Source organism: Phycisphaeraceae bacterium, from assembly GCA_019636675.1.
In the GTDB taxonomy this organism is placed as follows: Bacteria; Planctomycetota; Phycisphaerae; order Phycisphaerales; family UBA1924; genus JAHBXC01.
This window is the reverse complement of record JAHBXC010000001.1, coordinates 1,073,738-1,097,829: the sequence shown is the minus strand read 5'-3', so window position 1 is coordinate 1,097,829 and position 24,092 is coordinate 1,073,738. Positions and strand designations below refer to the sequence as shown.

General features: G+C 70.0%; 16 protein-coding genes. 8 read left to right on the top strand and 8 right to left on the bottom strand.

Features of this window, described 5'->3' with window-relative positions; translation table 11 throughout:
• The first annotated feature begins 12 nt into the window (after window positions 1-12).
• The 6 genes from KF684_04720 to KF684_04695 all read left to right on the top strand — a co-directional run bounded on the left by KF684_04720 (window position 13) and on the right by KF684_04695 (window position 9,570).
• Window positions 13-1,965, top strand: a complete 1,953-nt coding sequence (locus tag KF684_04720) for a hypothetical protein (GenBank protein MBX3352215.1) — start codon at window positions 13-15, stop codon at window positions 1,963-1,965.
• A 34-nt stretch (window positions 1,966-1,999) separates the two neighbouring features.
• On the top strand, window positions 2,000-2,767 hold the full coding sequence (locus KF684_04715; GenBank protein MBX3352214.1) for a fumarylacetoacetate hydrolase family protein: 768 nt from the start codon (window positions 2,000-2,002) through the stop codon (window positions 2,765-2,767).
• 100 nt (window positions 2,768-2,867) lie between these two features.
• Window positions 2,868-5,729 carry an alanine--tRNA ligase gene (alaS, locus tag KF684_04710; GenBank protein MBX3352213.1) on the top strand — a complete coding sequence of 954 codons (2,862 nt, stop codon included), beginning with the start codon at window positions 2,868-2,870 and terminating at the stop codon, window positions 5,727-5,729.
• A 49-nt stretch (window positions 5,730-5,778) separates the two neighbouring features.
• Window positions 5,779-7,077: a DUF1570 domain-containing protein gene (locus KF684_04705; protein ID MBX3352212.1), complete on the top strand. Its 1,299-nt coding sequence runs from the start codon at window positions 5,779-5,781 to the stop codon at window positions 7,075-7,077.
• Window positions 7,078-7,096: 19 nt separating this feature from the next.
• Window positions 7,097-8,266: an RtcB family protein gene (locus KF684_04700; GenBank protein MBX3352211.1), complete on the top strand. Its 1,170-nt coding sequence runs from the start codon at window positions 7,097-7,099 to the stop codon at window positions 8,264-8,266.
• 2 nt (window positions 8,267-8,268) lie between these two features.
• Window positions 8,269-9,570: a hypothetical protein gene (locus KF684_04695; GenBank protein MBX3352210.1), complete on the top strand. Its 1,302-nt coding sequence runs from the start codon at window positions 8,269-8,271 to the stop codon at window positions 9,568-9,570.
• Here KF684_04695 and KF684_04690 read toward each other — a convergent pair.
• The 4 genes from KF684_04690 to KF684_04675 all read right to left on the bottom strand — a co-directional run bounded on the left by KF684_04690 (window position 9,567) and on the right by KF684_04675 (window position 16,063).
• Window positions 9,567-10,409: a hypothetical protein gene (locus KF684_04690; protein ID MBX3352209.1), complete on the bottom strand. Its 843-nt coding sequence runs from the start codon at window positions 10,407-10,409 to the stop codon at window positions 9,567-9,569. The two genes, KF684_04695 and KF684_04690, sit on opposite strands and share 4 nt — an antisense overlap.
• A gap of 54 nt (window positions 10,410-10,463) precedes the next feature.
• Window positions 10,464-13,058: an OPT/YSL family transporter gene (locus tag KF684_04685; protein ID MBX3352208.1), complete on the bottom strand. Its 2,595-nt coding sequence runs from the start codon at window positions 13,056-13,058 to the stop codon at window positions 10,464-10,466.
• Window positions 13,059-13,288: 230 nt separating this feature from the next.
• Window positions 13,289-15,307, bottom strand: a complete 2,019-nt coding sequence (locus tag KF684_04680; protein ID MBX3352207.1) for a hypothetical protein — start codon at window positions 15,305-15,307, stop codon at window positions 13,289-13,291.
• A gap of 45 nt (window positions 15,308-15,352) precedes the next feature.
• On the bottom strand, window positions 15,353-16,063 hold the full coding sequence (locus tag KF684_04675; protein MBX3352206.1) for an MBL fold metallo-hydrolase: 711 nt from the start codon (window positions 16,061-16,063) through the stop codon (window positions 15,353-15,355).
• Between the two features lie 69 nt (window positions 16,064-16,132).
• Between KF684_04675 and KF684_04670 the strand changes: the two genes are divergently transcribed.
• Window positions 16,133-17,413 (top strand): aminotransferase class I/II-fold pyridoxal phosphate-dependent enzyme, encoded by a 1,281-nt coding sequence (locus KF684_04670; GenBank protein MBX3352205.1) that lies wholly within the window; start codon window positions 16,133-16,135, stop codon window positions 17,411-17,413.
• A 207-nt stretch (window positions 17,414-17,620) separates the two neighbouring features.
• On the opposite strand, the gene KF684_04665 is transcribed toward KF684_04670, so the two are convergent.
• Window positions 17,621-18,016 (bottom strand): PilZ domain-containing protein, encoded by a 396-nt coding sequence (locus KF684_04665; protein ID MBX3352204.1) that lies wholly within the window; start codon window positions 18,014-18,016, stop codon window positions 17,621-17,623.
• A gap of 211 nt (window positions 18,017-18,227) precedes the next feature.
• Here KF684_04665 and KF684_04660 point away from each other — a divergent pair, with 211 nt between their 5' ends.
• Complete coding sequence (locus KF684_04660; GenBank protein MBX3352203.1) at window positions 18,228-18,737, top strand: thioredoxin fold domain-containing protein; 510 nt, start codon at window positions 18,228-18,230, stop codon at window positions 18,735-18,737.
• A 3-nt stretch (window positions 18,738-18,740) separates the two neighbouring features.
• Here KF684_04660 and KF684_04655 read toward each other — a convergent pair whose 3' ends face one another.
• The 3 genes from KF684_04655 to KF684_04645 form a co-directional block, all read right to left on the bottom strand.
• Complete coding sequence (locus KF684_04655; GenBank protein ID MBX3352202.1) at window positions 18,741-20,510, bottom strand: SpoIIE family protein phosphatase; 1,770 nt, start codon at window positions 20,508-20,510, stop codon at window positions 18,741-18,743.
• Window positions 20,511-20,547: 37 nt separating this feature from the next.
• On the bottom strand, window positions 20,548-22,362 hold the full coding sequence (locus tag KF684_04650; GenBank protein MBX3352201.1) for a hypothetical protein: 1,815 nt from the start codon (window positions 22,360-22,362) through the stop codon (window positions 20,548-20,550).
• Between the two features lie 151 nt (window positions 22,363-22,513).
• Window positions 22,514-24,052, bottom strand: coding sequence for a PAS domain-containing protein (locus KF684_04645; GenBank protein ID MBX3352200.1), 1,539 nt, complete (start codon window positions 24,050-24,052; stop codon window positions 22,514-22,516).
• Window positions 24,053-24,092 lie beyond the last annotated feature (40 nt).

The following is a 24,092-nucleotide window of genomic DNA, read 5'->3' as shown; positions in this document are numbered from 1 at the left end:
GGAGTCAGACCCATGAAGGCGCCCACGACCATCCAGACGATCTGCGCCGTTGTCCTCGCCGGGGGGCTGCTGGGATCGAGCGTCCTGACGACCTCGCTCACCGCCGAGGCGGGTCGCGCGCAGCTGGTGTACGCCGATCAGGCGACCGAGGGCGACCCTCCCGAGGTCGCGGTCGGCATCGCGCTGGGCGCGTTCCGCGGCGTGTTCGCGAACGTGCTCTGGCTGCGCGCCCAGAAGCTCAAAGAGCAGGGGCGTTTCTACGAGTCGATGGAGTTGGCGCAGGCGATCACGCGCCTGCAGCCCCGCTTCCCGCGCGTGTGGGTCTTCCACGCGTGGAACATGGCGTACAACATCTCGGTCGCGACGGACACCGCCGAGGAGCGCTGGATGTGGGTGAAGGCGGGCGTCGACCTGCTGCGCGACCACGCGATCCCGCGCAACCCCAGCGATCCGCTCATCCATCGCGAGCTGGCGTGGATCTTCAACCACAAGATCCAGGGCGTCGCGGACGACGCGAACCAGTACTACAAGCGCCGGCTCGCCGAGGAGTGGACGATCGTGCTGGGCCCGCCCCCGAACGAGGGCACGACCTTCGAGGAGCGCGTGCGCGAGCGCGTCGCCTGGCTCACGGTTTTCGCCAACGCGCCCGACTCGATCGAGGAGGCGACGCGTGCGCAGCCGCTGGTGGGCGAGCTGGTCCGGCGCCTGCGGGACGAGGCCGGCATGCCCGTCGGTCGCGAGCTGCTGCGCAGCATCGAGATCTACCTCGCGCTGGGCGAGTCGGCCGGCGCGCGCGTGCTCGGGCTTGGCATCTCCGAGGATGTGCGCAACGACGCGCTCGTGCGACTGATCCAGGAAGAGCGTCTCGGACCGGCGTGGGAGGTGCTCATCCCGACGGTTCGCAAGCAGCTGCTCGTGCGCGAGTACAACATGGAGCCGGGGCGGATGATCCGCTACACCGAGAAATTCGGCCCGCTCGACTGGCGCCACCCATCGGCGCACGCGCTCTACTGGTCGCTGCGAGGCGACGAGCAGGGGCGCCAGCGCCAGAACATCAAGGACTTCGACCTCACCAACACCAACCGCATCACCCTGCACGCGGTGCAGGAGCTGCGGCGCTACGGCGATATCTACTTCAACATCCTCACCGACAGCTTCACATCGCTGCCCAACCTCGATTACATCGCGATCTACGGCGAGGTGCTCGAAGAGCTGCAGGCCAAGGCCGACGAGGCGGACGACATCTTCGTGTCCCGCGAACGCGTGCGCACCAGCTACGCCGCCGGCTACGAGAACTTCCTCGCCGACTCGGTCCGGCTGCTCTATCGCGAGGGACGCTTCGAGGAGGCGGCGTACTGGTACGAGCGCCTGCGCACCTGGGAGGGGCTCAACATCAACGACCCGCTCGCGACGCAGGACCGGCTCAGCCGTCCGCTCGCCGAGTTCGTGCGCGCCGAGCTGGAGGAGCAGATCGACACGCCCTATGTCGCCGCTGAGGAAGTCACCTCCGCGATCCGGCAGGCGTTCGTGCGCGGCGTGCTGGCCGGGAACCGCGACGTCTTCGTGCGGAACTTCAACTACGCGAACCAGGTGCACACGCTCTACATGGAGAAGCACCTGCGCCGGACGATGGCGGACTCACAAACCGAGCGCATGGAGGTCATGCCGCGACGGTTCGAGACGATGGCGGCGATGATCCTGCTGCGCATGCTGGTGGGGGGCGAGCTGGGCATCGACGACCAGGCGATCCTGTGGCGTCGCGCGCCGCTGATCATCCAGCAGTTCACCTACGACGCGCTGCGCGCCGCGATCGTGCGCGATGAGACGAACCAGGAGCAGCGCGGGATGATGGCGCGCCTCTTCCCCGAGCCCGACAACATGGACGCCTTCCGCCAGTCGCTCGACTTCGCCGACTCCCTGTCCGACCAGGCGCGCAAGCGCGAGCTGCAGACCCAGCAGCAGTGAGGGCCGCAGGCCTCACGCAGGAGACGCCCGCCCCATGGCTTACGACATCGTCCCCGCCGATCCCCGACGCGGATCAGTCCTCGCGGTCCGTCTGCCCTCGGGCGACGACCTGCCCCTGACCTGCCTGCTCGGGGTCGGTCGGAACTACGCCGATCACGCGAAGGAGCGCGGCGCCGAGGCGCCCACGCGCCCGATGATCTTCCTGAAATACCCCGGGTGCCTCGCGCGGAGCGGCGAGCGGATCGTGATCCCTCGCGCGTGCTCCGACGCCGCGACCGGCGGCGCGATGAGCGCGACCGGGCAGGTCGATTTCGAGGGCGAGCTGGCGGTGATCCTGGGCGAGCCGGCGCGCGATGTGCCGGAGTCGCGCGCGCTCGACGCGGTGCTGGGCTATTGCGCCGCGAACGATGTCTCGGCGCGCTGGTGGCAGAAAGAGGGCTCGGGAGGCCAGTTCAGCCGGGGCAAGTCGTTCGACACCTTCTGCCCGCTGGGGCCCGTCGTGACGCCGCGCGAGCGAGTGCGCGACCCTCAGGCGCTCACGATCGTCACCACGGTCAACGGCGAGGAGATGCAGCGGGGCAGCACCTCCGACATGCTCTTCCCCGTCGCGACGCTGATCGCCGAGCTGTCGCGAGGCGCCACGCTGCTCCCGGGGACGGTGATCCTGACCGGCACGCCTGCCGGCGTGGGCGCCGGGCGGAACCCGCCCCGGTTCCTGCGAGCCGGCGACGAGGTGCGTGTGTCGATCACGGGCGAGGGCGCGGACCTGGGGACGCTGACCAGTCCCGTGGTTTCCGAGTGAGCGACCGATGGGATTCCACGGGCGTCCGGGCGCCGGGGGGAAAGGGTTTCCGGGTCTAGAATCGCGGCCAACCCCGCCGCGATCTCTGACAAGGGCTCTCATGTCCGCGCATCCATTCTCGGTCAACGCCGTCCGCCAGCAGTTCATCGACTTCTTCGTCGAGAAGCACGCCCACCGCTTCGTGCCCTCGTCGCCGGTCGTGCCGCACAACGACCCGACGCTGCTGTTCACCAACGCCGGCATGAACCAGTTCAAGCCGATCTTCCTCGGGCAGGTCGAGCCGGGTTCGGACTTTGTCGGGCTGAAGCGGGCGGCGAACAGCCAGAAGTGCATCCGCGCCGGCGGCAAGCACAACGACCTCGAGGATGTCGGGCGCGACACCTATCACCACACCTTCTTCGAGATGCTGGGCAACTGGTCGTTCGGCGACTACTTCAAGGCCGAGGCGATCGAGTGGGCGTGGGAGCTGCTCACGAAGGTGTGGAAACTCGACCCGGAGCGCCTCTACGCGAGTTACTTCAAGGGCAACAAGGAGATGGGGCTCGACCCCGACCGCGAGGCGTTCGACCTGTGGAAGCGCTACCTGCCCGAGTCGCGCATCCTGCCCTTCGGCATGAAGGACAACTTCTGGGAGATGGGCGAGACCGGCCCCTGCGGCCCGTGCTCGGAGATCCACTACGACGGGCGGTCCGACGAGGAGCGCAGGCGCGACCCCGGCTATCGCTATGTGAACGCCGACGACCCGCGCGTCATCGAGATCTGGAACCTTGTGTTCATCCAGTTCAACCGCACCGAGACCGCGCTGCGCCCGCTGCCGGCCAAGCACGTCGATACGGGCATGGGGCTGGAGCGCATCACGCGCGTGCTGCAGGGCGCGCAGAGCAACTACGACACCGACGCGTTCACGCCGCTGTTCGACGCGGCGCAGCGCGTCACGGGCGCGCCGAAGTACGAGGGGAGTCTCGAGGGCGCACGCGACATCGCGTACCGCGTCGTGGCGGACCACATCCGCACGCTGACCTTCGCGCTGACCGACGGCGCGGTCCCCAGCAACGAGGGTCGCGGGTATGTGCTGCGCCGCATCCTCCGGCGCGCCGTCGTGCAGGGCACGCAGCACCTGGGCGCGAAGCCGGGCTTCCTGGCGAGCCTCGTGCCCACGGTCGTCGAGCACATGGGGCACGCGTTCCCGGAGCTGAAGAAGAACCCCGATCGCGTGGCGTCGCTCATCCGCGAGGAGGAAGAGAGTTTCGGGAGGACGCTGGATCGCGGCATCGCGATGTTCAACGACGCGGCGACGCGCGCGGGCGGGTCGAAGCGTGTCAGCGCCGGCGACGCCTTCATGCTCCACGATACCTACGGCTTCCCCATCGACCTCACGCAGGTGATGGCGCGTGAGCGCGGCATGTCGGTGGACACCGAGGGCTACGAGAAACTGATGGAGGAGGCGCGCGAGCGCAGCCGCGCCGGGGGCAAGGCGGAGGGCGTGAAGGAGATCGCGCTGTCGGGCGAGGAGACCGCGAAACTCGCGCACCTTCGCGTGAAGCCGACGGACGACTCGTTCAAGTACGAGATCAAGCCGCTGCGCGCGACCGTGCGCGCGATCTGGAACGGCGAGGACTTCGACGAGGACATCGTCGCCAGCGGCACGAGTCTGGAGGACCGCTTCGGGATCGTGCTGGACAAGACCAACTTCTACGCCGAGAGCGGCGGGCAGGTCGGCGATCACGGCGAGATCCGCAAGCCCGGCTCGCCGAACACGCGGTTCGATGTCGACGAGACCAGGGCCTTCGGCGGGTATGTGCTGCACATCGGTCGCCTGCACGGCGGGCAGATCAAGGTCGGCGACACGGTCGAACTGACGGTCGACGAGGACCGGCGCCTGCCCACGATGGCGAACCACACCGCGACGCACCTGCTCAATCTCGCGCTGCGACGGGTGGTGGGCGACGAGGTGGACCAGAAGGGATCGCTCGTCGCGCCGGACCGGCTGCGTTTCGACTTCTCGTGCGCGCACGCGCTGACCGAGGAGCAGGTCGAGCGCGTCGAAGAGATCGTGCGCGAGCAGATCGTGCGCGACCTGAAGGTGCACACCGGCGTGGCGCCGCTGGCCGACGCGAAGACGATCCGCGGGCTGCGCGCCGTGTTCGGCGAGAAGTACCCCGACCCCGTGCGCGTCGTGAGCATCGGCGCGAGCATGATCGACCTGCTCAGCGAGCCGGAGAACCCGCGCTGGCAGGAGCTCTCGATCGAGTTCTGCGGCGGGTCGCACCTGGCGCACACCGGTCAGGCACGCGCCTTCGCGGTGCTGAGCGAGGAGGCGGTCGCGAAGGGCGTGCGCCGCGTGATCGGCGTGACCGGCGTCGAGGCGGAGGCGGCGATCGAGGCGGGGCACCGCGTCGTGGAGCGCGCGAACGCGGCGATGAAGGTGGGCGAAGCGACTCTCGCCGAAGAGGTCGCGGAGCTGCAGGGTCAGCTCGAGGCGCTGTCGCTGCCGTATGTGCTGCGACGGAGGGCGCAGCACGCGATCGCGCAGGCGCAGGACCGTCTGAAGAGCGTGCGCAAGAAAGAGGCGGCGGCCGGGCGCGAGGGCGCTGTCGACGCGGCGCGCGCGCTGGCGCAGAGCGAGGATGGTCCGGTCATCGTCGGGCTGATCCCGGCGGGGAGCGACCGCGAGGCGCTGCTGGCGGCGATGGACGCGGTCCGATCAAAGCGACCCGAGGCGGCGGTGCTGCTCGTCAGCGCCGACGACGCCGAGGGCAAGGTGTCGATCGTGGCGCAGGTGCCCGAGACGCTGGTGAAGCGGGGCCTGAAGGCGGGCGACTGGGTCCGCGAAGCGTCCGCCGCGGTCGGGGGCAAGGGCGGCGGGCGTCCCGACGCGGCCCAGGGCGGCGGGACGGACCCCTCGAAATCGCTTGACGCCGTGGCGAACGCCCGTACATTCGCTGCGTCGAAGGTTTCGTGACGCCGAGCGTCTGCGCGTCGCGATCGGGACACTGCGCCGGAGGCGTGCGATGCGCTGGAAGAACACATTCGCTCTTTTGCTGGTGACGCTGCTGAGTCTTGCGGCGCTGGAGACCGGCGCGTCGGCCCAGAGCGGGCGTGATCGCGCGGTTCGTCCAGGCGGGGGCGGGGGTGGGGCCGGGCCCGGGGGCGGGGACACGGCGCGTGCCGCGGCGCTGCGCAGCTTCCGGACAAGGCACTACGAGGTCTTCACGGATCTGCCCGAGTCCGAGGCGCGACCGTTCGCGCAGCACATGGACCTGGTGTACAGCGAGTACGCGAAGCGGCTGAAGGCGTTCCCCCAGCGCGACTCGAAGCTGGTTCGCCTGTACCTCTTCAGCAGCGAGGAGCAGTACCTGCTCGGTCTCGCAGGGAAAGGGTTCAACGCGCTGAACACCGCGGGGATCTTCTTCCGGACCTTCGACGAGACGGGGCTGGCGATCTTTGTGCGCGGGTACGAGCGTCGGCGCATGCTGCAGACGCTGCAGCACGAGGGCTTCCACCAGTTCGCGCACCAGCGCATCGGCGACACGATGCCGATGTGGGCCAACGAGGGGCTGGCGGAGTATTTCGGCGAGGGGCTGCTGCTCGGTCGCACGATGCAGACCGGGCTTGCGCCGGCGTCTCGCATCCTGCGAGTGCGCGAGGCGATCGACAGCGGCAACATCTTCTCGTTCGAGGAGATGCTGACCATGACCAACGCCCAGTGGAACGCGCGGGTGAGCTCTGGCGACAGGCGTGCGGCGGTGATGTACGACCAGGCGTGGTCGATGGCGCACTTCCTCGTGCACGCCGACCGGGGGCGGTACGCCGGGCCCTTCGAGCAGTACCTGATGGCGCTCGGGCAGGGCAAGACGCCAGAGCAGGCCTTCGAGCAGGCGTTCAAAACAAAGGATTTCAAGGCGTTCGAGCGCCTGTGGACGCGGTACATGTCCGAGACGATCGAGCCGGACCCGGTCTCGACGGCCGAGGAGCGGCTCGGGTTCATGGCCGAGGGCATCCGTCTGCTGCACACGCAGCGGGTCGAGATCGGCTCGGTGGGCGCGGTGCAGGAAGAGCTGAAACGGCGCGGGTTCCGCATGACGCGCACCTCGCACTCGGTGGTGCAGGAGTACCACGCGAGCGACGACGATCTGTTCCGCGCGCCCAAACCCGAGAACGCGCGCGCGTCGTCGTCGATCGAGCTGGTGCGCTCGCGCGATCGCTCGATGCCCCCGGGCGTGCTCGTCAAGGGGCTGCGAGTCACCGTTGAACTGGTCTGGGACCGGGGCCCCGACGGCGAGCCCGTCCCCGATGTGATCTTCTATTGAGGCGAGAAAGGCGGGACGCGTGACTGTCAGGGTGGTCGGCCAGCACGACGCGCGCACCATCGCGCAGCTGCGGCGGTGCATCGACGCCGGCGGCGCGCGGGGCGTGCTCTGTGCCGACGGGCACCTGGGCTACGCGCAGCCCGTCGGGGGCGTTGTCGCCTTCGAGGACGCGATCAGCCCCAGCGGCGTGGGGTTCGACATCGCCTGCGGCAACATGGCGATCCGCACGAACCTCACACGCGCGCAGGTCGACGCGCCGAAGGTCGCGAACCGGATCTGGCGCGAGGTTTCGTTCGGCATCGGGCGAAAGAACGACGAGCGCGTCGATCACGCGCTGTTCGACGACGACCCGGCGTGGGCGATCCCGGAGGTCGCGGCGCTGAAAGACCTCGCGGTCAGTCAGCTCGGGACCGTCGGCTCGGGCAATCACTATGTCGATGTGTTTGTCGACGATGAAGACTCGGTCTGGGTCGGCGTGCACTTCGGCAGCCGCGGCTTCGGGCACCGGATCGCGACGCACTATCTGCATGCGGCGGGCGGCAAGGACGGCATGGAGGTCGCGCCGGCGGTCGTGGGCGCCGGGACCGACCTGGGCGAGCGGTACATCCTCGCGATGACGCTGGCCGGCCGGTACGCGTACGCGGGCCGTGAGTATGTCGCACGGAAGGTTGTGAGGGAGATACTCGGGGGCGAGATCCTCGACGAGGTGCACAATCACCACAACTTTGCGTGGAAGGAGACGCACTTCGGGCGCGAATACTGGGTCGTGCGCAAGGGCGCGACGCCGGCGTTCCCCGGGCAGCGCGGGTTCGTGGGCGGTTCGATGGGTGATATGAGCGTGATCATCCGGGGAGTGGAGACGGACGAAGCGAGGGAGAACCTGTACTCGACGGTGCACGGCGCCGGCAGGGTGATGAGCCGCACGCAGGCGGCGGGCAAGGCGGTGTGGAGGAACGGCCAGAAGGTTCGGGTGCGGGGCGGGGCGGTGAATTTCCGGAAGGTGGAGCACGAACTGGCCGACATGGGCGTGGAACTGCGAGGCGGCGGGGCCGACGAGGCGCCGCAGGTGTACAGGAAGTTGCGCACGGTGCTGGACGCGCACGCGGGGACGATCGAGATCGAGCGAGTGCTGCGCCCGATCGTCGTAGTGATGGCGGGCGAGGACGAGCACGACCCGTACAAGGATTGACGATGCGACGCGAGCGACTGACGACGATCGGGCGGATGGCGACGGGCGGAGCGGCGCTCGCGCTGCTGCTGGCTGCCGGCGCGTGCGCGAAATGGGAGTGGAACGAGCGGTCGCTGTCGAGCGTGTCGTCGGCGCGCGTATCCGGTCCTGGCGCGTCGCCGCGGGTTGCGCCGCCCCGGGCCCCGGAACTGATGGCGGAGTGGCTTCGCGAGGTTGTTGAGTCGCTGGAGCCGATGGAAGCGCGGCTGGAAGCGGGCGAGGACGAGGGTTCCTACGCGATCGCGGGCTCGCGCGACCGTTCGCCCATGACGCTGCGCATGCGGACCGATCGCGGCGCGTTGTTCGAGACCCGGCGCGGCGAGCGAGCGCCGGGGTGGAGCCGTTCGCTCGACGCGACGCGCCTGTTCTATGTGAGCCGTCGCGCCGACATGCCGGAAGAGGCGTTCGGGGAGCGCGGGCCTCTGGGGTTCATGACCTACATGCTGCTGGCGGCGCCGGAGCTGAGCGAGGGGGACATCCCGCGAGGCGTGGCGCTGTACTGCACGGGGATGCTGGGGCTGACGCGCGAGGAGTTCCGGCTGGCTGAGGCGCTTCGGGCGCGCGGGTGGACGCTGCTGATCGTGCAGCCGCCTTGGGGGGTGTTCCAGGCGGCGAAGGTGGTGCTGGGCGAGCGCCCGATCGAGCTCTCGCGGTTCGACGCCGACGCGTCGAAAGCGGGCGCGGCGGTGGGGGCGATGGTGGACGACGGGTTCGTCGAGTGGAGCGACGCGGTGCGCGCGGCGCTCGCGCTGGCGGCGGAGCGGTGGCCCGACGCGCCGATGCGCCCTCGCGTGGTGGTGTCGTCGAGTCTCGGGGCGATCGCGACGCCCGGGCTGGCGGCGGGCCTTCGCGACGCGAGCGGCGAGCGTGCTTTCGACGCGGCGGTGCTGATCGGGGGCGGCGGGGACCTTCTGAGCGTCACGCAGCGGAGCGGGGTTTTCAGGGGGCCGCGGCTGCGCGCGTCGGCCGGGGACGCGGACTTCGACCACGGGTCATCGCGCCGTGAGCTGATCGACGCGTATCGGGCGTCGTCGCGCCTGGACCCGCTCAGCGCGTCGTGGGCGCTGCGAGACACGCCGGTGTTCATGGTGCAGGCGACGATGGACGACATCGTGCCCACGCGCACCGGCAACGCGCTGTGGGAGGCGCTGGGGCGCCCGGCGCGACTGTCGCTCGCGACGGGGCACATCCTGATGTTCTCGATGCTCCCCGGCGCGACCTTCGAGAAGATCGTGGAGTGGATCGAGGAGAACGCGGGGCGTTAGGCGAGTTTCGCTTCGGCCTCGCGCATCATGGGGGGCACATTGGCGAGGCAGCGGTGCGCCTCGTCGAGCACGCCGTCGGCGGCGGCGGACCAGGCGCGGTTGACCTGGCGTTCGGCGGCGGCGAAGCGGTCCATGAGTTCGGCGTAGCGCCCCATGCCGATGGTCGCGATGAGCTGGGGGCGCGCGTCGACGAAGGACGCCAGCTCGTTCTTCTGCAGCTCGCCCAGGCGGTCGACGACGGCGTCGAGCCGGGCCCGGTCGTCGGGGAGCGAGGCGAATTCGCGCAGGAGCGTCTCGCAGACTTCTCGCGTGCGAGCGAGGGCGGCGGCGGGGGTGATGGGGGCGTCGGCTCCGACGGGCGTCGAGCCGGGCGAGGTCGCCTTGGCCGCGAGGGCGCGCTTCGTCGAGGTGCGCACGAGCATCGCCCCGGCGAACAGTCCCAGCGCGCTGATCGCGAAGAGCCACGCGTGCGGCCAGCGTGCGACGGAGAACTCCTGCACCTTGACATTGCGCGCGATGGGGACGCCCGGCTCGCTCTCGGCGCGCAGGCTCGCGAGGTCCTCTTCGGTGATCTTCGCGTCGTCGCCTGCGCCGGGCGGGACGAGGGGCACGAGCGCCTCGCGCTGGCGGGTGTAGGCCTCGGCGGTGATGCCTCCGGCGGCGTATTTGTCGCGGAGGTCGTTGAGCTCGTCCTGCGTCTTCTCGCGTGCGCCGGCGGGCGCGGTCTGCGTGAGCCCGACGATGCGGTCGTCGGTGGTGCGAGGGCGGTAGGAGGTCGCGGCGGCGAGGCACCCGGCGATCAGGCAGGCGGTCATCAGGAGGTTGCCGAGGAGTTTCATGGCGTTGGTTCCTTGTTCGAGCGGCAGCGTGCGGAAGGGGGGCGTAGTGCGTGGTCAGGACGCTTGCGCGAGGACGACGAGGTTGGCGCCCAGCGCGAGGAGCGCGTCGCCCACGATGAAGCCGGCGGCGACGGGGACGCCCCATTCCTCGGCCCAGGCGCGTCCCTTGGTCTTGGAGACGACCATGTTGATGACGCAGCCCACGCCGTAGGTGGCGATGTAGAACATGGGGAGGTACATCGAGAGACCGACGAGCACGCCCAGCCCGGCGAAGGCGCCGAGCCCGAGGAGCCCGCCCATGACGGCGCCGGCGGCGTAGAGGAAGTAAGGCATGTCGCCGCCCTGCACGCCGGTGATGATGGCTTCGAGCGCCTGCGCCTGGGGCGCGGTGGTGTCGGTGCCGGCGCCCATCGCGATGCCGTACTTGGCGACATTGGCGCGGGCGATGAGGAGCAGGACGAACATGGAGATGAAGGGCCCGATGGCGCAGAAGATCATCTCGACGGTCTGCTGGCGTTTCGGTTGCGCGCCGACTATGTAGCCGGTTTTCAGGTCGGCCATCATGTCGGACGCGAGCGTGATCGCGACGCAGAGCGCAACGCCGATAATGAGGGCGCCGATGACGTCGGCTCGTCCGGCGAGGACGAGCACCAGCACAATGGTGATGAGCGCCATGCCGGATATCGGCGACCAGTCCGTCATGCCCGTGCACTGCGCGATGATGATGCCGGCGAACCAGATCCAGGCGGCGCCGATCAGCGCGATGATCAGCGAGCGCAGGTGGGGGTTCATCTTCCCGAGGACGCCGGGCTTGTCGGCCTTGCGCGCGGCGAGATATTCGGATCGCTGGTCGGGGGTCCACGAGTTCTGGAAGGTGTCGGCCGATTCGCGCGTCGCGAAGCCGATCGTGTAGCCGTTGACCTCGAGCTTGACGGCGGCCTTCTCGTAGATCTCGGAGGTGATCGGGTCGGCGGAGTTGATCGGCGCCTTGTGGGCGAAGTCGGCGGCGAGGAAGAGCACGATGAACGACGCGACGGCGGCGGTGACGATGACCTTGAAGCCCATCTCGTCGGCGCCGGCCCCGGTCTTGGAGGCGCGAGCGGCGATGATCGAGCGGAGGGCCTCGCGGATCGCCGGGAGCGAAGAGAGCACGCCCATCATGGCGCCGCCCAGCAGCAGGCCGATGCCCAGCGGGCGGTTGATGCTGAAGAAGCCGTAGTTGGGCGCGTCGTAGGCGGAGACCGCCTCGGGCATCCAGCCCATCGAGAAGATCGTGGGCGTGAGGATGAGGTAGGCGAGGACGCCGCCGGCGAGCACGTAGAGCCCGGCTCGCCCGGTGAGGTAGCCGGCGCCCAGCGCGAAGGGCGCGATGGCGAAGATGAGCTGCATCTGGGGGGGCAGCCCGAGCATGCGCCCGACGTTGATGCGGTCGTCGGTGACGAGGAGGTCGGGCACGCCGTTGCGGTCGTGGTCGACGGAGCGTGCGAGGACTTCGTTGGGCGTGCCGATGCCGTCGAAGGCGTAATCGACGGGCGGGACGGTGGTGTCGACGACGCGCGCGGCGCGGATGTTGAGGTCGGAGTACCCCCACATCGGCGCGGTGGCCCAGCCGGTCTTGCGCGAGCGGAGGTCGTCCCACCCGAAGGCCCGGCGCGCTCCGGGGGGGGCGGCGTTGTTGGCGGCGGAGAAGGCGCGCAGCGAGAGCTCGTCGTCGAGGGTGGTGACGGCGTGCGCGTTGACGGCGGTCTTCGCGCGGATCGCTTCCAGGGCCGCGGCCTTTCGCTGAGCGGCCGCTGCTTCCAGTTCCGCGACGCGCTTCTCGGCCTCGTCCTCGTCGCCCTTGCCCTTGCGCGCGTCGGCGAGGGTGTTGCGCGCCCCGGTGAGTGCGAAGAGCGTCTCGCCGTGCGCGAGGACCTCGGGCGGGGCGGCCTGCGCGGTGATCCACGAATCGATCATGCGCGTGCGCAGGGCGGTCTCGAAGGGGATCTTCTCGCGCGCGACGAGGTCGTCGAGCCGCTCGACGGTGGTCTCGAAGCGGATCTGCGGCAGGACGGCGGGCGCGTTGAGCAACGCCGCGACGAGGATCGAGATGATGAGGATGATGGACTTGCGAGCGCCGGCGCCGGGTGATTTGAGGATCGCGCCGACGGCGGTGGCGCTGGGGAAGCGCAGGCGCTCGATGTCGATCATCTGCTTGCGCAGCGGGATGATGAACGCGACGCCCAGGATCGCGCCGGCGACGGCGGAGATCGTCAGCAGCCAGAAGGTCGAGTTCGGCGCCCCCGATTCGGTGACCAGCGGCACGCCCAGCAGGAAGAGCACCGGGACCGTGAAGATGATGCCCGAGCAGGGCCCGTTGACGGCGGACGCGATGGTCTGCCCGACATTCACCTCGAGGATGGACCCTCGCCGGAGCATGCCGCGGAGCACGCCGAAGCCCAGCACGGCGGCGATCGCGGAGCCGACGATCGTGAAGCCGATCTTGAGCCCGGCGTAGGTGATCGCGGCGTTGAGGACCGAGCCGACGACGAGCCCGAAGACGATCGAGCTCCAGGTGACCTCTCGGTAATCCCGCTGGAACACATCGCCCATCGGCCCCTTACGAGGCGAGGGCGGAGGGGGCGGGGGGTACGAAGCGGAGTCGGACATCGGGGGGCTCCGGGTGGAGTTGGAGGGCCTGCGGGGCGGTCAGGCGATGGTTGACCGAGTGGGGAGGAATCGTAAAGGCCGCATGGTGGCGGATTTTCGGGTCCGGGGCAAGGGGGCGGGGGACGGCACAAGGCACTGGGCAAGAGGCACAAGGGCGGAGCCCGTCGAGCGGCGCCTTTCCCTTATCCCGCCTCTCTCTTGTGCCTTGTGCCCAGAGCCTTGTGCCTTCCTCAATACTTGTTCATCAGTTCCATGATCCGTTGGCGCACGCGTTCGTTGCGTGTGCGCGAGGTGGACTGCTCGATGAAGGCGCGGGCGGCGGCGGGGGAGTCGGCGACGCTGGTGGCCATCGCGGCGTTCTCGACATCGGGGACGATGTTCCAGTTGCGCACATTGTCGCGCAGGGCGGCGGAGACCTCGGGCGTGGGGGCGATGACGCTCAGCGTGGGCGCGAGGGCGTGCCAGAGCATGTCCTGCAGAGGAGAGTTGCTCATCCGCTGGGGCTCGACGCGTCGGGCCGCGTCGAGCAGGGCTTCGCGTTCGCCGGTGCGCCACAGCGACGAGAGCGCCAGCTCGGCGAACTCGGGGTCGATCTCGGCGTCGTCGGCGCGGGTCGCGGCCTTGTAGAGGCGAGCGAGGTCGGCGTCGCGTCCGAGGGCGAGGAGCGCGCGGGCGGCGTCGGGGAAGCGGCGCTCGCGCAGCGCGTCGCGCATCGTTTCGTCGAGGTCGACGGCGTCGGGCAGTTCGGGGCCTGTGGCGGCGCGGTCGGCGCGCGGGCCCATGGTGAAGAGCGGGTCGCCGTAGATATTGATTTTCCAGGGCGGGGAGGTGTCCATGCGAGCGGCGGCGCCGAGCGGCGCGAAGCTGCGCAGGCGCGCGATGAAGACCTCGGGCGTGTGGAAGGCGGTGAGGAAGGGCTCGTCGACGGAGCCGACATAGGCGTAGGCGCCGTTCTCGAGCCAGCGGCGGGCGATGGAGTTGCGGTCGCTCAGGTCCTGGGCCGAGAAGGAGTGGATGAAGTGGACGAAGGCCGGGGTGGTGAGGATGGGGATATCGCCGGCGTTGCCCTGCCCGGGGTTGAGGTTGAAGACGCGGCGCATTCCGGAGGTGTTGACATGGACGAAGCCGGCGTCGACGCCGCGGACGAGTCTGCGTCGCCAGTGCTGGATGCCCGAGAAGGGCGCGTCGTCGATGGTGGGGACGAGGCCGGCGTCGTCGAGTTGCTGGCGTGTTGGGGCGAGGGAGTAGTTGGCGAAGGCGCCCTCGGCCTTGTAGCCGTTGAAGAGCCAGGCGCGCGTGGGCTGGAGGAAGAGCGCGCACATGGCGCGATAGGCGGCCTCGTGCTCGTTGCCCAGCAGGATGCCGGCCCAGGCGAAGCGCTCGCCCGAGGGGTGGCGCCCGACGAGGTCGGTGAGCGCGAGGGCCGGCCCGTTGGCGGGCTCGTCGTCGGTGGGCTGCGCGCCGGGGGGCGGGTTGTTCTGCGAGACGCGCGCCGGCATGTTGAGCGCGATGGTGATGGCGTCGATCGCGTCGCCAAGCCCTCGCCACGGGAGGCCGAGCCGGTCGAGTTCGCGTTCGATGAGGGAGCGCAGGTCTTCGAGGGTCTGCTGGGAGATCTCGCCCGAGAGTTCGGTGGAGAGCTGGTCGGTGTCGCGCGTGAGCCAGAGGGGGATCTGGCCTCGCCCGATCGCGAGGGCGAGCCCTCCGGTCCATGCCGGGTCGGACTCGGACATGAGCACGACGCCCGGGGGGATGAAGGTCAGTTCGCGGAAGGCGCTGGGGAGTTCGGAGTAGGTTTCGACGCCCCACGCCCTGGCGATCGCGCCGCCCATGAGGTTGCGCTGGGCCTCGACGGATTGCGCCCAGACGGTGTTCTCGCCCTCCCAGCGCAGGACTTTGGAGGGTGCGAAGGCGCGCACGAAGCGGGCGATGTTCTCGCGGGCGACGATGCTGCCGTCGTCGATGAGGACGGGGAAGCGCGCGTCGACGCGCCAGCGAGAGAGGGCGTCGACGTAGGCCTCTTTGGAGGGCACGATGACGACCTGATCGACGACGGGGATGCGCCGTCGGATGGCTTCGATGCGCGCGCCGAGCAGGACAGGGGGCGGGAGTTTGCTCGCGTCGAAGGGCGTTGGCGTCGCGCTGTTCTGCCCCCGGTTCACGACCGGTGGTTGCGCGAACGCGCCGGGCGTCGCGCCCAGCAGGCACGCGGCGAGGATCGGGAGGGCACGGCGGGTCGCGGGGTGCATCGCTTCACCATACCCGACGGGGCGCAGGAGGGTTCAGGGATCCGCTCAGAACGGACGGCGCACGGGGTTCACGACGAGGTTGTCGCGCCCCAGCACGAGGAAATCCGCGATTTCGATGGCTTCGGCGAGACTCTGGCGGGCCTGCGCGACATCGTGGGCGGAGCGCGGCGCCTGACCTTCGAGCAGGTGCTCGACCGTGGGGATCGCGTCGCCCGTGAGGAGCGTCGTATGGCGCGGCTCGGCCAGGAGAAGGCCCGTCATTCCCGGGGTGACGCCCGGGAGGGGGAAGAGCGAGAGGCGATCGGCCAACTGGTCGGGGGCGGGCTCGCAGCGCTGCAGCAGCGCGACCTCGCGATGGAGCGCGTCCATCACTTCTTCGTCGTTCTCGTCGAGCGCCTCGCGGAGTTTCATCGCGAGGGGGACGCCGACCGATTCGCGCTCGGCCTCGCTGATCCACCAGATCGCTTCGGGGAACGCGTCGAGGGCGCGCCGGCAGTCGGGGCGGAACGAGGTGAGGAAGATATGGGTGATGGCGTCGGGGGTGAGGCCGCTGCGCTCGCCCAGGCGCGCGACGAGGGCCGGGGCCGGGAGGCCCGGGTCGACGAGGATGCGCCGGTCGCCGGCGCGGATCAGGGTGGTCGTGGAATGCCCGGTGCGCGTGGGCGCACGCTCGCCCCAGAGGGGGTTTATGTCGAGGGCGCCGATCGAGATCACGCGGACATCGACGTCGGACGCTCTGGAGGGGGTCTTGGCCATTCGGGCGATGGTATGCGCCGCGGGGTTCTAGACTGTGCGAGCACGCCCCACGCTTCGCAGGAGAGCCCCATGACGCAGGCCCCCGCCCCCGGCAACGCCCCCGCCCCCGCCCCCGCCCCCGCCCCCGGCCGCCCCATGACCCCGACCGACCGACGCGCCAACCCCTTCTTCGTGCGCACGCGAGAGACCCTCGCCTCGCTCGAGAAGAGCGGCCAGATGAAGCGCCTCCAGACCCTCGAGGGGCCCATGGGCCCGGTCGTGAACATCAAGGGCTACGGCGAGTGCCTGTGCTTCTGCTCCAACAACTATCTCGGGCTGGCCGACCACCCCGAGGTCGTCGAGGCCGGGCACGAGGGGCTGAAGAAGTACGGCGCAGGGACGGCGAGCGTGCGCTTCATCTGCGGCACCTTCGACTGCCACCACCGGCTCGAGGCGCGCATCGCTGAGTTCCTGGGCGTCGAGGCGTCGTACACCTTCGTCAGTTGCTGGAACGCCAACGAGGCGATCTTCCCCACGCTGTGCGAGCCGCAGGACCTCATCCTGAGCGACGAACTCAACCACGCGTCGATTATTGATGGCGTGCGCCTGGCGGCGGTCATCAAGAAGGGGCTGCGCAAGGGCGTCTATAAGCACAACGACCTGAATGATCTTCGGCGCAAACTGCAGGAGGCGCGCGCCGACAAGTCGTTCGAGGGCGTGATCTGGGTCTGCACCGACGGCGTGTTCAGCATGGAGGGCGACATCGCCGACCTGCCCGCGATGCGCCGGATCTGCGACGAGTTCGGCGCGCTGCTCATCGTCGACGATTCGCACGGCACGGGCGTGATGGGCCAGACCGGGCGCGGCACGCACGAGCACCAGGGGATGCGCGGCGCCGACATCGATTTCTTCACGGGGACGCTGGGCAAGGCGCTGGGCGGCGCCGCGGGCGGGTATATCGCGGGGCCGAAGGACGGCATCGAACTGATCGTGCAGCGAGGGCGCCCCACGCTGTTCAGCAACGCGCTGCCGGCGACGGTCGCGCTGAGCGCCGACAAGGCGATCGAGGTGCTGATGCGCGAGCCCGAGCGCGTGCAGCGCCTTCGCGACAACACGGCGTACGCGAGGAAGCACATCCGTGGCGCGGGCTTCGATGTGCTGGATTCACCCACGGCGATCTGCCCGATCATCGTGCACGACACCGCGAAGGCGATCGCGATGAGCAAGCGTCTGCTCGAGATGGGCGTGTTCGTGATCGGCTTCGGGTATCCGGTGGTGCCCGAGGGGCATGCGCGGCTGCGCGTGCAGATCAGCGCGGCGCACACGACCGAGCATATTGATGCGCTAGTGGGTGCGCTGAAGAAACTGTAACGTGGGGAGTTCACCGCGGAGGGCCGCGGAGGACGCGGAGAAGAAGCGTCGGTGGGGGTGGCGTGGTGCGGCCGCTGGCCGTGCCACGGCTCGCGGAACATTCCGCTGCACATCATCACACATGCGCGAGATCGAGGCGCGGTAGAGAAAGAGCCCGGGTCAGGAATGCCCCGGGGCGCCGAAGAGAAGAAACACGAGAGGCGATCATCACGCCGCGTCGGCGATGGTCTTGCCGACGAGCCGGATCATGCCGACGGCGCCGTTGTGGGTCTCGACGAGGTTGGCGAGGGCGCGTTCCTGTTCGGGGACGGCGTGCTCGAAGCAGACGCCCACGAGCGAGCGGAAGAGAGAGACCTTGCGGACCCAGACGCACTTGCCCTCGAGGGTGACGCGCGTGGTGGGGTCGTGGAGGGTGACGAGGCGGCGCTGGCCTTCTTTCCAGCGCCTCCAGGTCTTGAGGCGCATGCCTCGGGTGGAAAGGTCGACGACCGTGCCGCGGCTGCAGGCGACGCCGACGGTCTTGAGCCGGTCGGAGTCGCGCCGTTCGCGCGGGTCGGTCGTGTCGCGCCCGGTGAGCCCCAGGATGGGTGGCTTCGCTTCCACCGGCGCGTCATCGGCGAGATCCCGGCGCGGGTTGCTCCGAGGCAGGCGCCGGGACGGGATTGCTGACGGCGCGACCCCCACGGGCGGCACAGATTGACTGGTCCGAGCCGAAGCCCGGTCCGAGAACGCCGGGCGCGTCGGCGTCGTCACGGAACAAGGCGGCGTCTTGGGGCGTTGGGTTGGGGGAGCACACACCACTGGAGAGCACACGATGACGGATTGCGCAGGCGGGACATGCGGGACGAAGCGGGGCCTGACGAGCGTGCTGGCGGGGATCCTCGCCGGGTTCGCGGTGCTGCTGCTGGTGTGGCAGTTCGTGAAGTCGAACGCGCCTGGGGTGAGCCCGCCCATGTTCGACGGGGCGCCCGTGACGCTGCGCGAGGCCGCCGATCGCGCGGGCGAGGGCGGGCTGATCTTCGCGTACGCGACGGCGGACTGGTGCGGGCCGTGCCAGCACTACAAGAAAACCGCGCTGTCGGACGAGCGGGTGACCGAGTGGGTCAGGGCCAACGCGACGCCGGCGTACATCGATGTGGACGCGAACCAGCCCGACGCGCGGGCGCTGGGCGCGAGCGCCATCCCGATGACCGTGGTGATGAATTCGAGGGGCGAGGTGCTGGCGAGCGCGACGGGGGCGATGTCGGCGGATCGTCTGCTCGCGATGCTCGAGGACGCGAAGCGCAAGCACGCGGGCGCCGCCGAGCCGACGGCGTCGCGCTGACGCTCAGGTTGGCTGGTTCTCATCTCGCTGGACGAAGGGCACGCGCAGGACGATGAGGGTCGTGTCGTCGGAGCGCTCGTTGAGCCCGACGAAGCGCCGGTTTTCCCACACGATGTGGTCGGCGATCGCGTCGGCGCTGGCGTCGGGCTTCTCACGCAGGGCCTGGAGCATGGCGATGCGGATGCGCTTCTTGCCGAAGCGTTCCTTGTCGAAGGACATCGCGTCGCTGAGCCCGTCGGTGTAGAGCAGGAGCACATCGCCCGGTCGAAGGTCGAACGACGCCGACTGGTATCGCTGCGAGGGGTCGACGCCGATGACCATGCCCCCGGTGGCGAGTTCGTCGACATCGGCCATGGTGGGGGGGCGGTGCTCGGGGACGCGCACGATGATGGGGTGGTCGTGCCCGGCGTTCGAGTAGGTGAGGCGGAGCGCGCTGGCGTCGAGGATGCCGTAGAAGACGGTGGCGAATTCGGACTCGAGCGTGTCGCGGCACATGGCGGCGTTGACGCGGTTCATGACCTCGTCGAGGTCGGGCAGGTCCTGCACATGAGCGCGCAGCGAGGCGCGGACCGAGGACATGAGGAGGGCGGCGGCGACGCCCTTGCCCACGACATCGCCGATGAGCAGGCCCAGGCGGGGCGTGGTGGGCGACTGCGCCGAGGGGCGGATGTCGCGCAGGTCGATGAAGTCGTAGAAGTCGCCCGAGAGTTCGAGCGAGGGGATGTGGCGCGCCGCGATCTCGACGCCCGGCATGGCCGGCGCGACGCGCGGGAACATGCGTCCCTGCACCTCGGCGGCGAGGTGGACCTGGCGCAGCATGCGCCGGTGGTCGAGCTCGGTCTCGAGGAGCCGCGCGCTGGCGACGGCGGCGGCGGAGTGCTGCGCGATGGAGCGCAGGAGCGAGCGTTCGATGTCGGTGAACTCGCGCCGTGCGCGGGTGTAGAGCCGGAGCGTGCCGAGGGTGCGACCCTTGAAGGAGAGGCCCGCGCTGATCATGGAGCGCAGGCCCTCGCGCCGGAGTTCGTCGCGCCGGAGCACGCGAGGGTCGGCGTCGAGGTCGGTGATCGCGACGACGCCTCCCCGGAGTTCTTCGGTGTCGAGCACGCGCGACGCCGGGAGCGTGGCGGCCCGCGCGATGTACTCATCGGACAGCCCGGTGTAGGCGCGAAGGAGGAGGTGCTCGCTCTCGTCGTCGAGGATGCGGATGGTGCCGGCGTCGGCGCCCAGCAGCTCGACGGCGGCGTGGACGGCGGCGGCGAGGGTTTCGTCGGGGTCGCCGGCGGCGACAAGCATGGACGAAAGCTTGAGCAGCGCGCGCAATTCGTCTGCGCGGTCGGCCTCCTGCTGGGCGCGCTCGCAGACCTCGGAGGCGATGCTCGCGATCAGCGAGACGAAGCGCTGCACGTCGGCCTCGCCGATGGGGCACTCGGTCCCGGGGGTCGGCGGGTCGACCGAGAGCGAGCCGATGGTCTGGCCCTGCACGGTGAGGGGCGCGACGAACGAGGGCGTGACGCGGATGGAGGAGGCGAGGCCCGCCTGAGACGCGAGGCGCGAGGGCCCGTTGGCGGCGCCGGCGTCGTCGCGCACCTGCCAGCGCCGTCCGGAACCCACCGCGGCGCCGGCGTGGTCGTCGGGCTGGTGCGCGACGATCTCGCGCGACTGCGCGTCGCGCAGGCGCACGGTTCGGCGCGTGATGGACGTCGCCGCCTCGCAGAGGGCGGCGAGCGATCCGTCGGTGAGGAAGTCGGTGATCGAGAGCCGGTCGGGCGTCATGCGTGGGCGCCGCGTCGCGGCGAGTCGTGCGTGCGCGTCATTCCTTGGCGCGTCTGGCGGGCGCGTCGAGCCACGCGCCCTTGAGCATTTCGAGGAGCGGATCGGGGGAGGTGGGCAGCTCGGTGTTGACGCGATCGATCGCGTTGAACGCGTTGCGGATCTCGCGCGAGTCGTCGCGCTGGTGCCCGATGAACGCGAGGAGCAGGGCGGCTTCGCGCGCGAAGGGCCGATCCTTGGCTGCCTCGTCGCGGAGGTAGGCGATGACCTGATCGAGACGGCTGCCGCGCAGGAAGAGCTCGTCGGAGAAACGGACGGCGGCCAGCTCGGGGTGGACGGTGAAGAGCGCGCGAAGGTTGACGCTGGCGGAGAGGTACATCGCGGCGCCGAGCTGGGCGTTGATGCGACCGGCGGCGGCCATCGGGTCGCCGTTGCGACGGTTGATGGCGCGGGTGAAGGCCTCTTCGGCGTCGAACCAGCGCTGCTGCTGGAGCAGTCGCTCGCCCTCGCGCATCAACTGGTTGTACTGAGAGATATCTGTCGCCCCGCGAGGCACGAGCGTTTCGATGTTGATCGCCGCGTCCCCGAAGAACTCGGCGGCGCGCTCGCGGATGGTCCGGATCGCGGCCTGCGGGTCTGCCTCGATGACGGTGTTGCCCTCTTCGTCGACGCGCTGGGTCGGCTGCGTGCGATCGATCGGGGGAAGCCCGGTCATCTCTCGCCGCAGGTCTTCGAGGCGTTCGGTGAACTTGCGCCGGTCTTCCTCGGTGGGCTGCGCCGCCGGGGCGGCGGGCTGCTCGCCGGCGTCGGGGGCCGGCGGGTCGGTGGGGAGGCGAGTCGGGTCGAAGGTCTCGCTCGGTTCAGCGGCCGGGGCGGTCGGAGGCGCCGCGAGCTGGTCGAGGATGGACTCGTAGACGGTGCGCGGCGCGACGCGGTTCGAGACAGCGTCGGTGGTGAGGCGTCCGGGGGTGACGGCGTCGGTGATCCGACCCACGCTCGGCTCGGTCACGACCTGGCCGGGTCTGGCGGTGCGTTCCGTGGCGGCGCCCGGGGGCGTGGGCTGGGCGGGCGCGCCGAACGAATCGGCGTCGAAGCGGAGCCCGGTGGATGCCTGCTCCTGGGGCTGGACGGGCTGTCCGGTCTCCGGATCGTTCATCGGGAGCGTGCCGGGCACGACGGGCATCTGGGCCTGGTCGTCGCGCACGAGTGGCTGGGCGATGATGCCGCGCAGCGCCGACGCGCCGACGGCGTAGGGCCTGCCGGACTGGTCGACGATGGAGCCGAAGAACTGGGGCTCGATGGACTGGGTGCTGAGGAATGTGGAGCTGGATCGGAGGGACCCGACGCGCGAGCTGAAGGGGTCGACGCTGAGCTCGGGCATGTCTCGTCGGAAGTCGCCGCTGGAGGAGAGCGAACCGGCGCGATTGATGAACATCTCGCTGGTGCCGAAGGTCGGCGCGCCGCCGGTGGTAAGGGCCATCTGGGCGCGAAGGGCGTCGACGCCGCGGATGTTGCGGGTGGCGAGCCCGGAGAAGAGCGAGTCTCGCTGGAACGAGAAGAGGTTGTCGGACCCGATCGGCGCGCGGAAGTCGTCGGAAGAGAGATAGCCGGCGTCGCCGCGGAAGGACATCCCACCGGGCGCGTTGCCGGTGACGATCGCGTTGCGGAAGCGGACCTCTTCGGCGAAGTTGGAGTTTCTGCCCGGCGCGTTGGTGCGTCCGCCGCCTTGCTGGAGATTGGCGTCGAGGGCTCGCCCGTCGCCGAGGGCGTTCTGCGCGAGGGCGGCGTGCGAGAGCGCGGCCAGCGTTCCAGCGATGGAGAAGAGTCGGATTGGGGTCATGGAAGGTGTGCGCATGGCGCGTCTCCTGCGTGGCTCGTGGTTCGTCCCAGACATTCTACGGTGACGAGGGGCCGGGACGGTCGAGTGATTCTCATCGATTCGACGCGTGGCGGGCTTCCAGGGTTCGGCGGGTTCGGGCGAGAGGGGCGTTCTCGGACGCGTCTGGTCAGGACGGCTCGGGTGGGATCTGGTCGGGCTCGTCGATGAATCGCTCCGATTCCTCGAAGTCGTCGAGATCGATGGCCTCCTGGCGCAGGTCCGCCGGGAGGGTGTAGGGGACCTCGAACCAGACGGTCGTGCCCTGGGAGTAGATCGACTGGATGCCCACACGCCCGCCCAGGGCCTTCACGGCGTGGCGGACGATCGCGAGCCCGAGCCCGGTGCCACGCTTGGTCTGGCGCAGCGAGGAGAGCCCCTCGTACCCCTGGCGCGCCGGGTCGACCTGATAGAACCGCTCGAAGACGCGCTGCTGCTGCGACAGGGGGATGCCCAGCCCCCGATCGCGCACCTCGAAGCGGACGATCTCGTCGTCGCGCCGCTCGAGGCGCGCGACGACGCGGATCTCGGAGTCGTCGTGGCAGAACTTTGCGGCGTTCTCGACGAGATTGCGCAGACTCAGCACGAGCATGCGAGGATCGGTGCGCCAGCCCTCAAGCGATTGGGGGATGTCGAAGACGATCCGCACGGCGCGCGCGGCGCAGAGGTCCTCGAACTCATCGAGGAGGGTGCGCTTGAGGAGGTCGAGGCGCAGGCCCTCGATGCGCAGCGGCGCGTCGCCGGACTCGACGCGAGAGAGGTCGAGCAGGTCGCGCACGAGGTCCTCGAGCCGGGTGACATGCCCGAGGATGATTTCGCGCATGCGCGTCGCGATTTTCTCGTCGCGACCGGCGTCGGAGTTGAGCGTCTCGACGGCGCCGCGGATTGCCGCCAGGGGCGTGCGCAGCTCGTGCGACGCGTTGGCGACGAAGTCGGTCTTGACGCGCACCGCGTCGGCGAGCTCGGTGACGTCGCGCAGGACGAGGATCGCGCCGCGCGCCTCGCTGTCGGGCAGTGGGAAGGGGCCCGCGTAGGCCTCCCAGGTGCGTTCGCCGCTCTCGGTCGGGATGGTGACGCGACCCTTCCAGGTCCGCCCCTCGCCGGCGGCGGAGAGGGCGCCGAGCAGCTGCGAGCTGGTGAGCAGCACGCGCAGGTTCCGCCCTCGCAGGTCGTCCATCCCGAGCTGCACGAACCGCGCCGCCGGCGCGTTGGCGAGCGCGACGGCGCCCTCGGCGTCAACGACGAAGGTGGGCTCGGCCAGACTCTCGATCAGCGCGCGCAGCGTGCGCTGCTCGCGCTCGATCGTCGCGTGCTGGGATGACAGGCGTTCCGAGAGCGCGCCCAGCGCGCGATCGAGGTCGGCGTACTCGTCGGCGCCCACGATCGCCGCGTTGAGGTCGCCCCGGTGCGCCAGAAGCGCGGCCCGAGTGCGCAGGCGGCGCGCCGGGCTGACCACCAGCGTCCAGCCGACCCAGGTGATCGCGGCGGTCGCAACGCCGGCGAGCCCGAGGATCAGGCCCTCTGCGGCGCGATGGCGCCCGTCGCCCGCGATTTCGAGCGTCGCGAGGCATACGAGCGTGAGCAGCCAGACCACGACGATCGCCGGGGCCAGCGAGCGCCACATCAGGCCGATGCCGAGACCGTCTTGGCGTTGTGTCGGGCGGGTCATCGGTCGCTCCGTGGACGCTGGAGGGGACGACCGACGATCG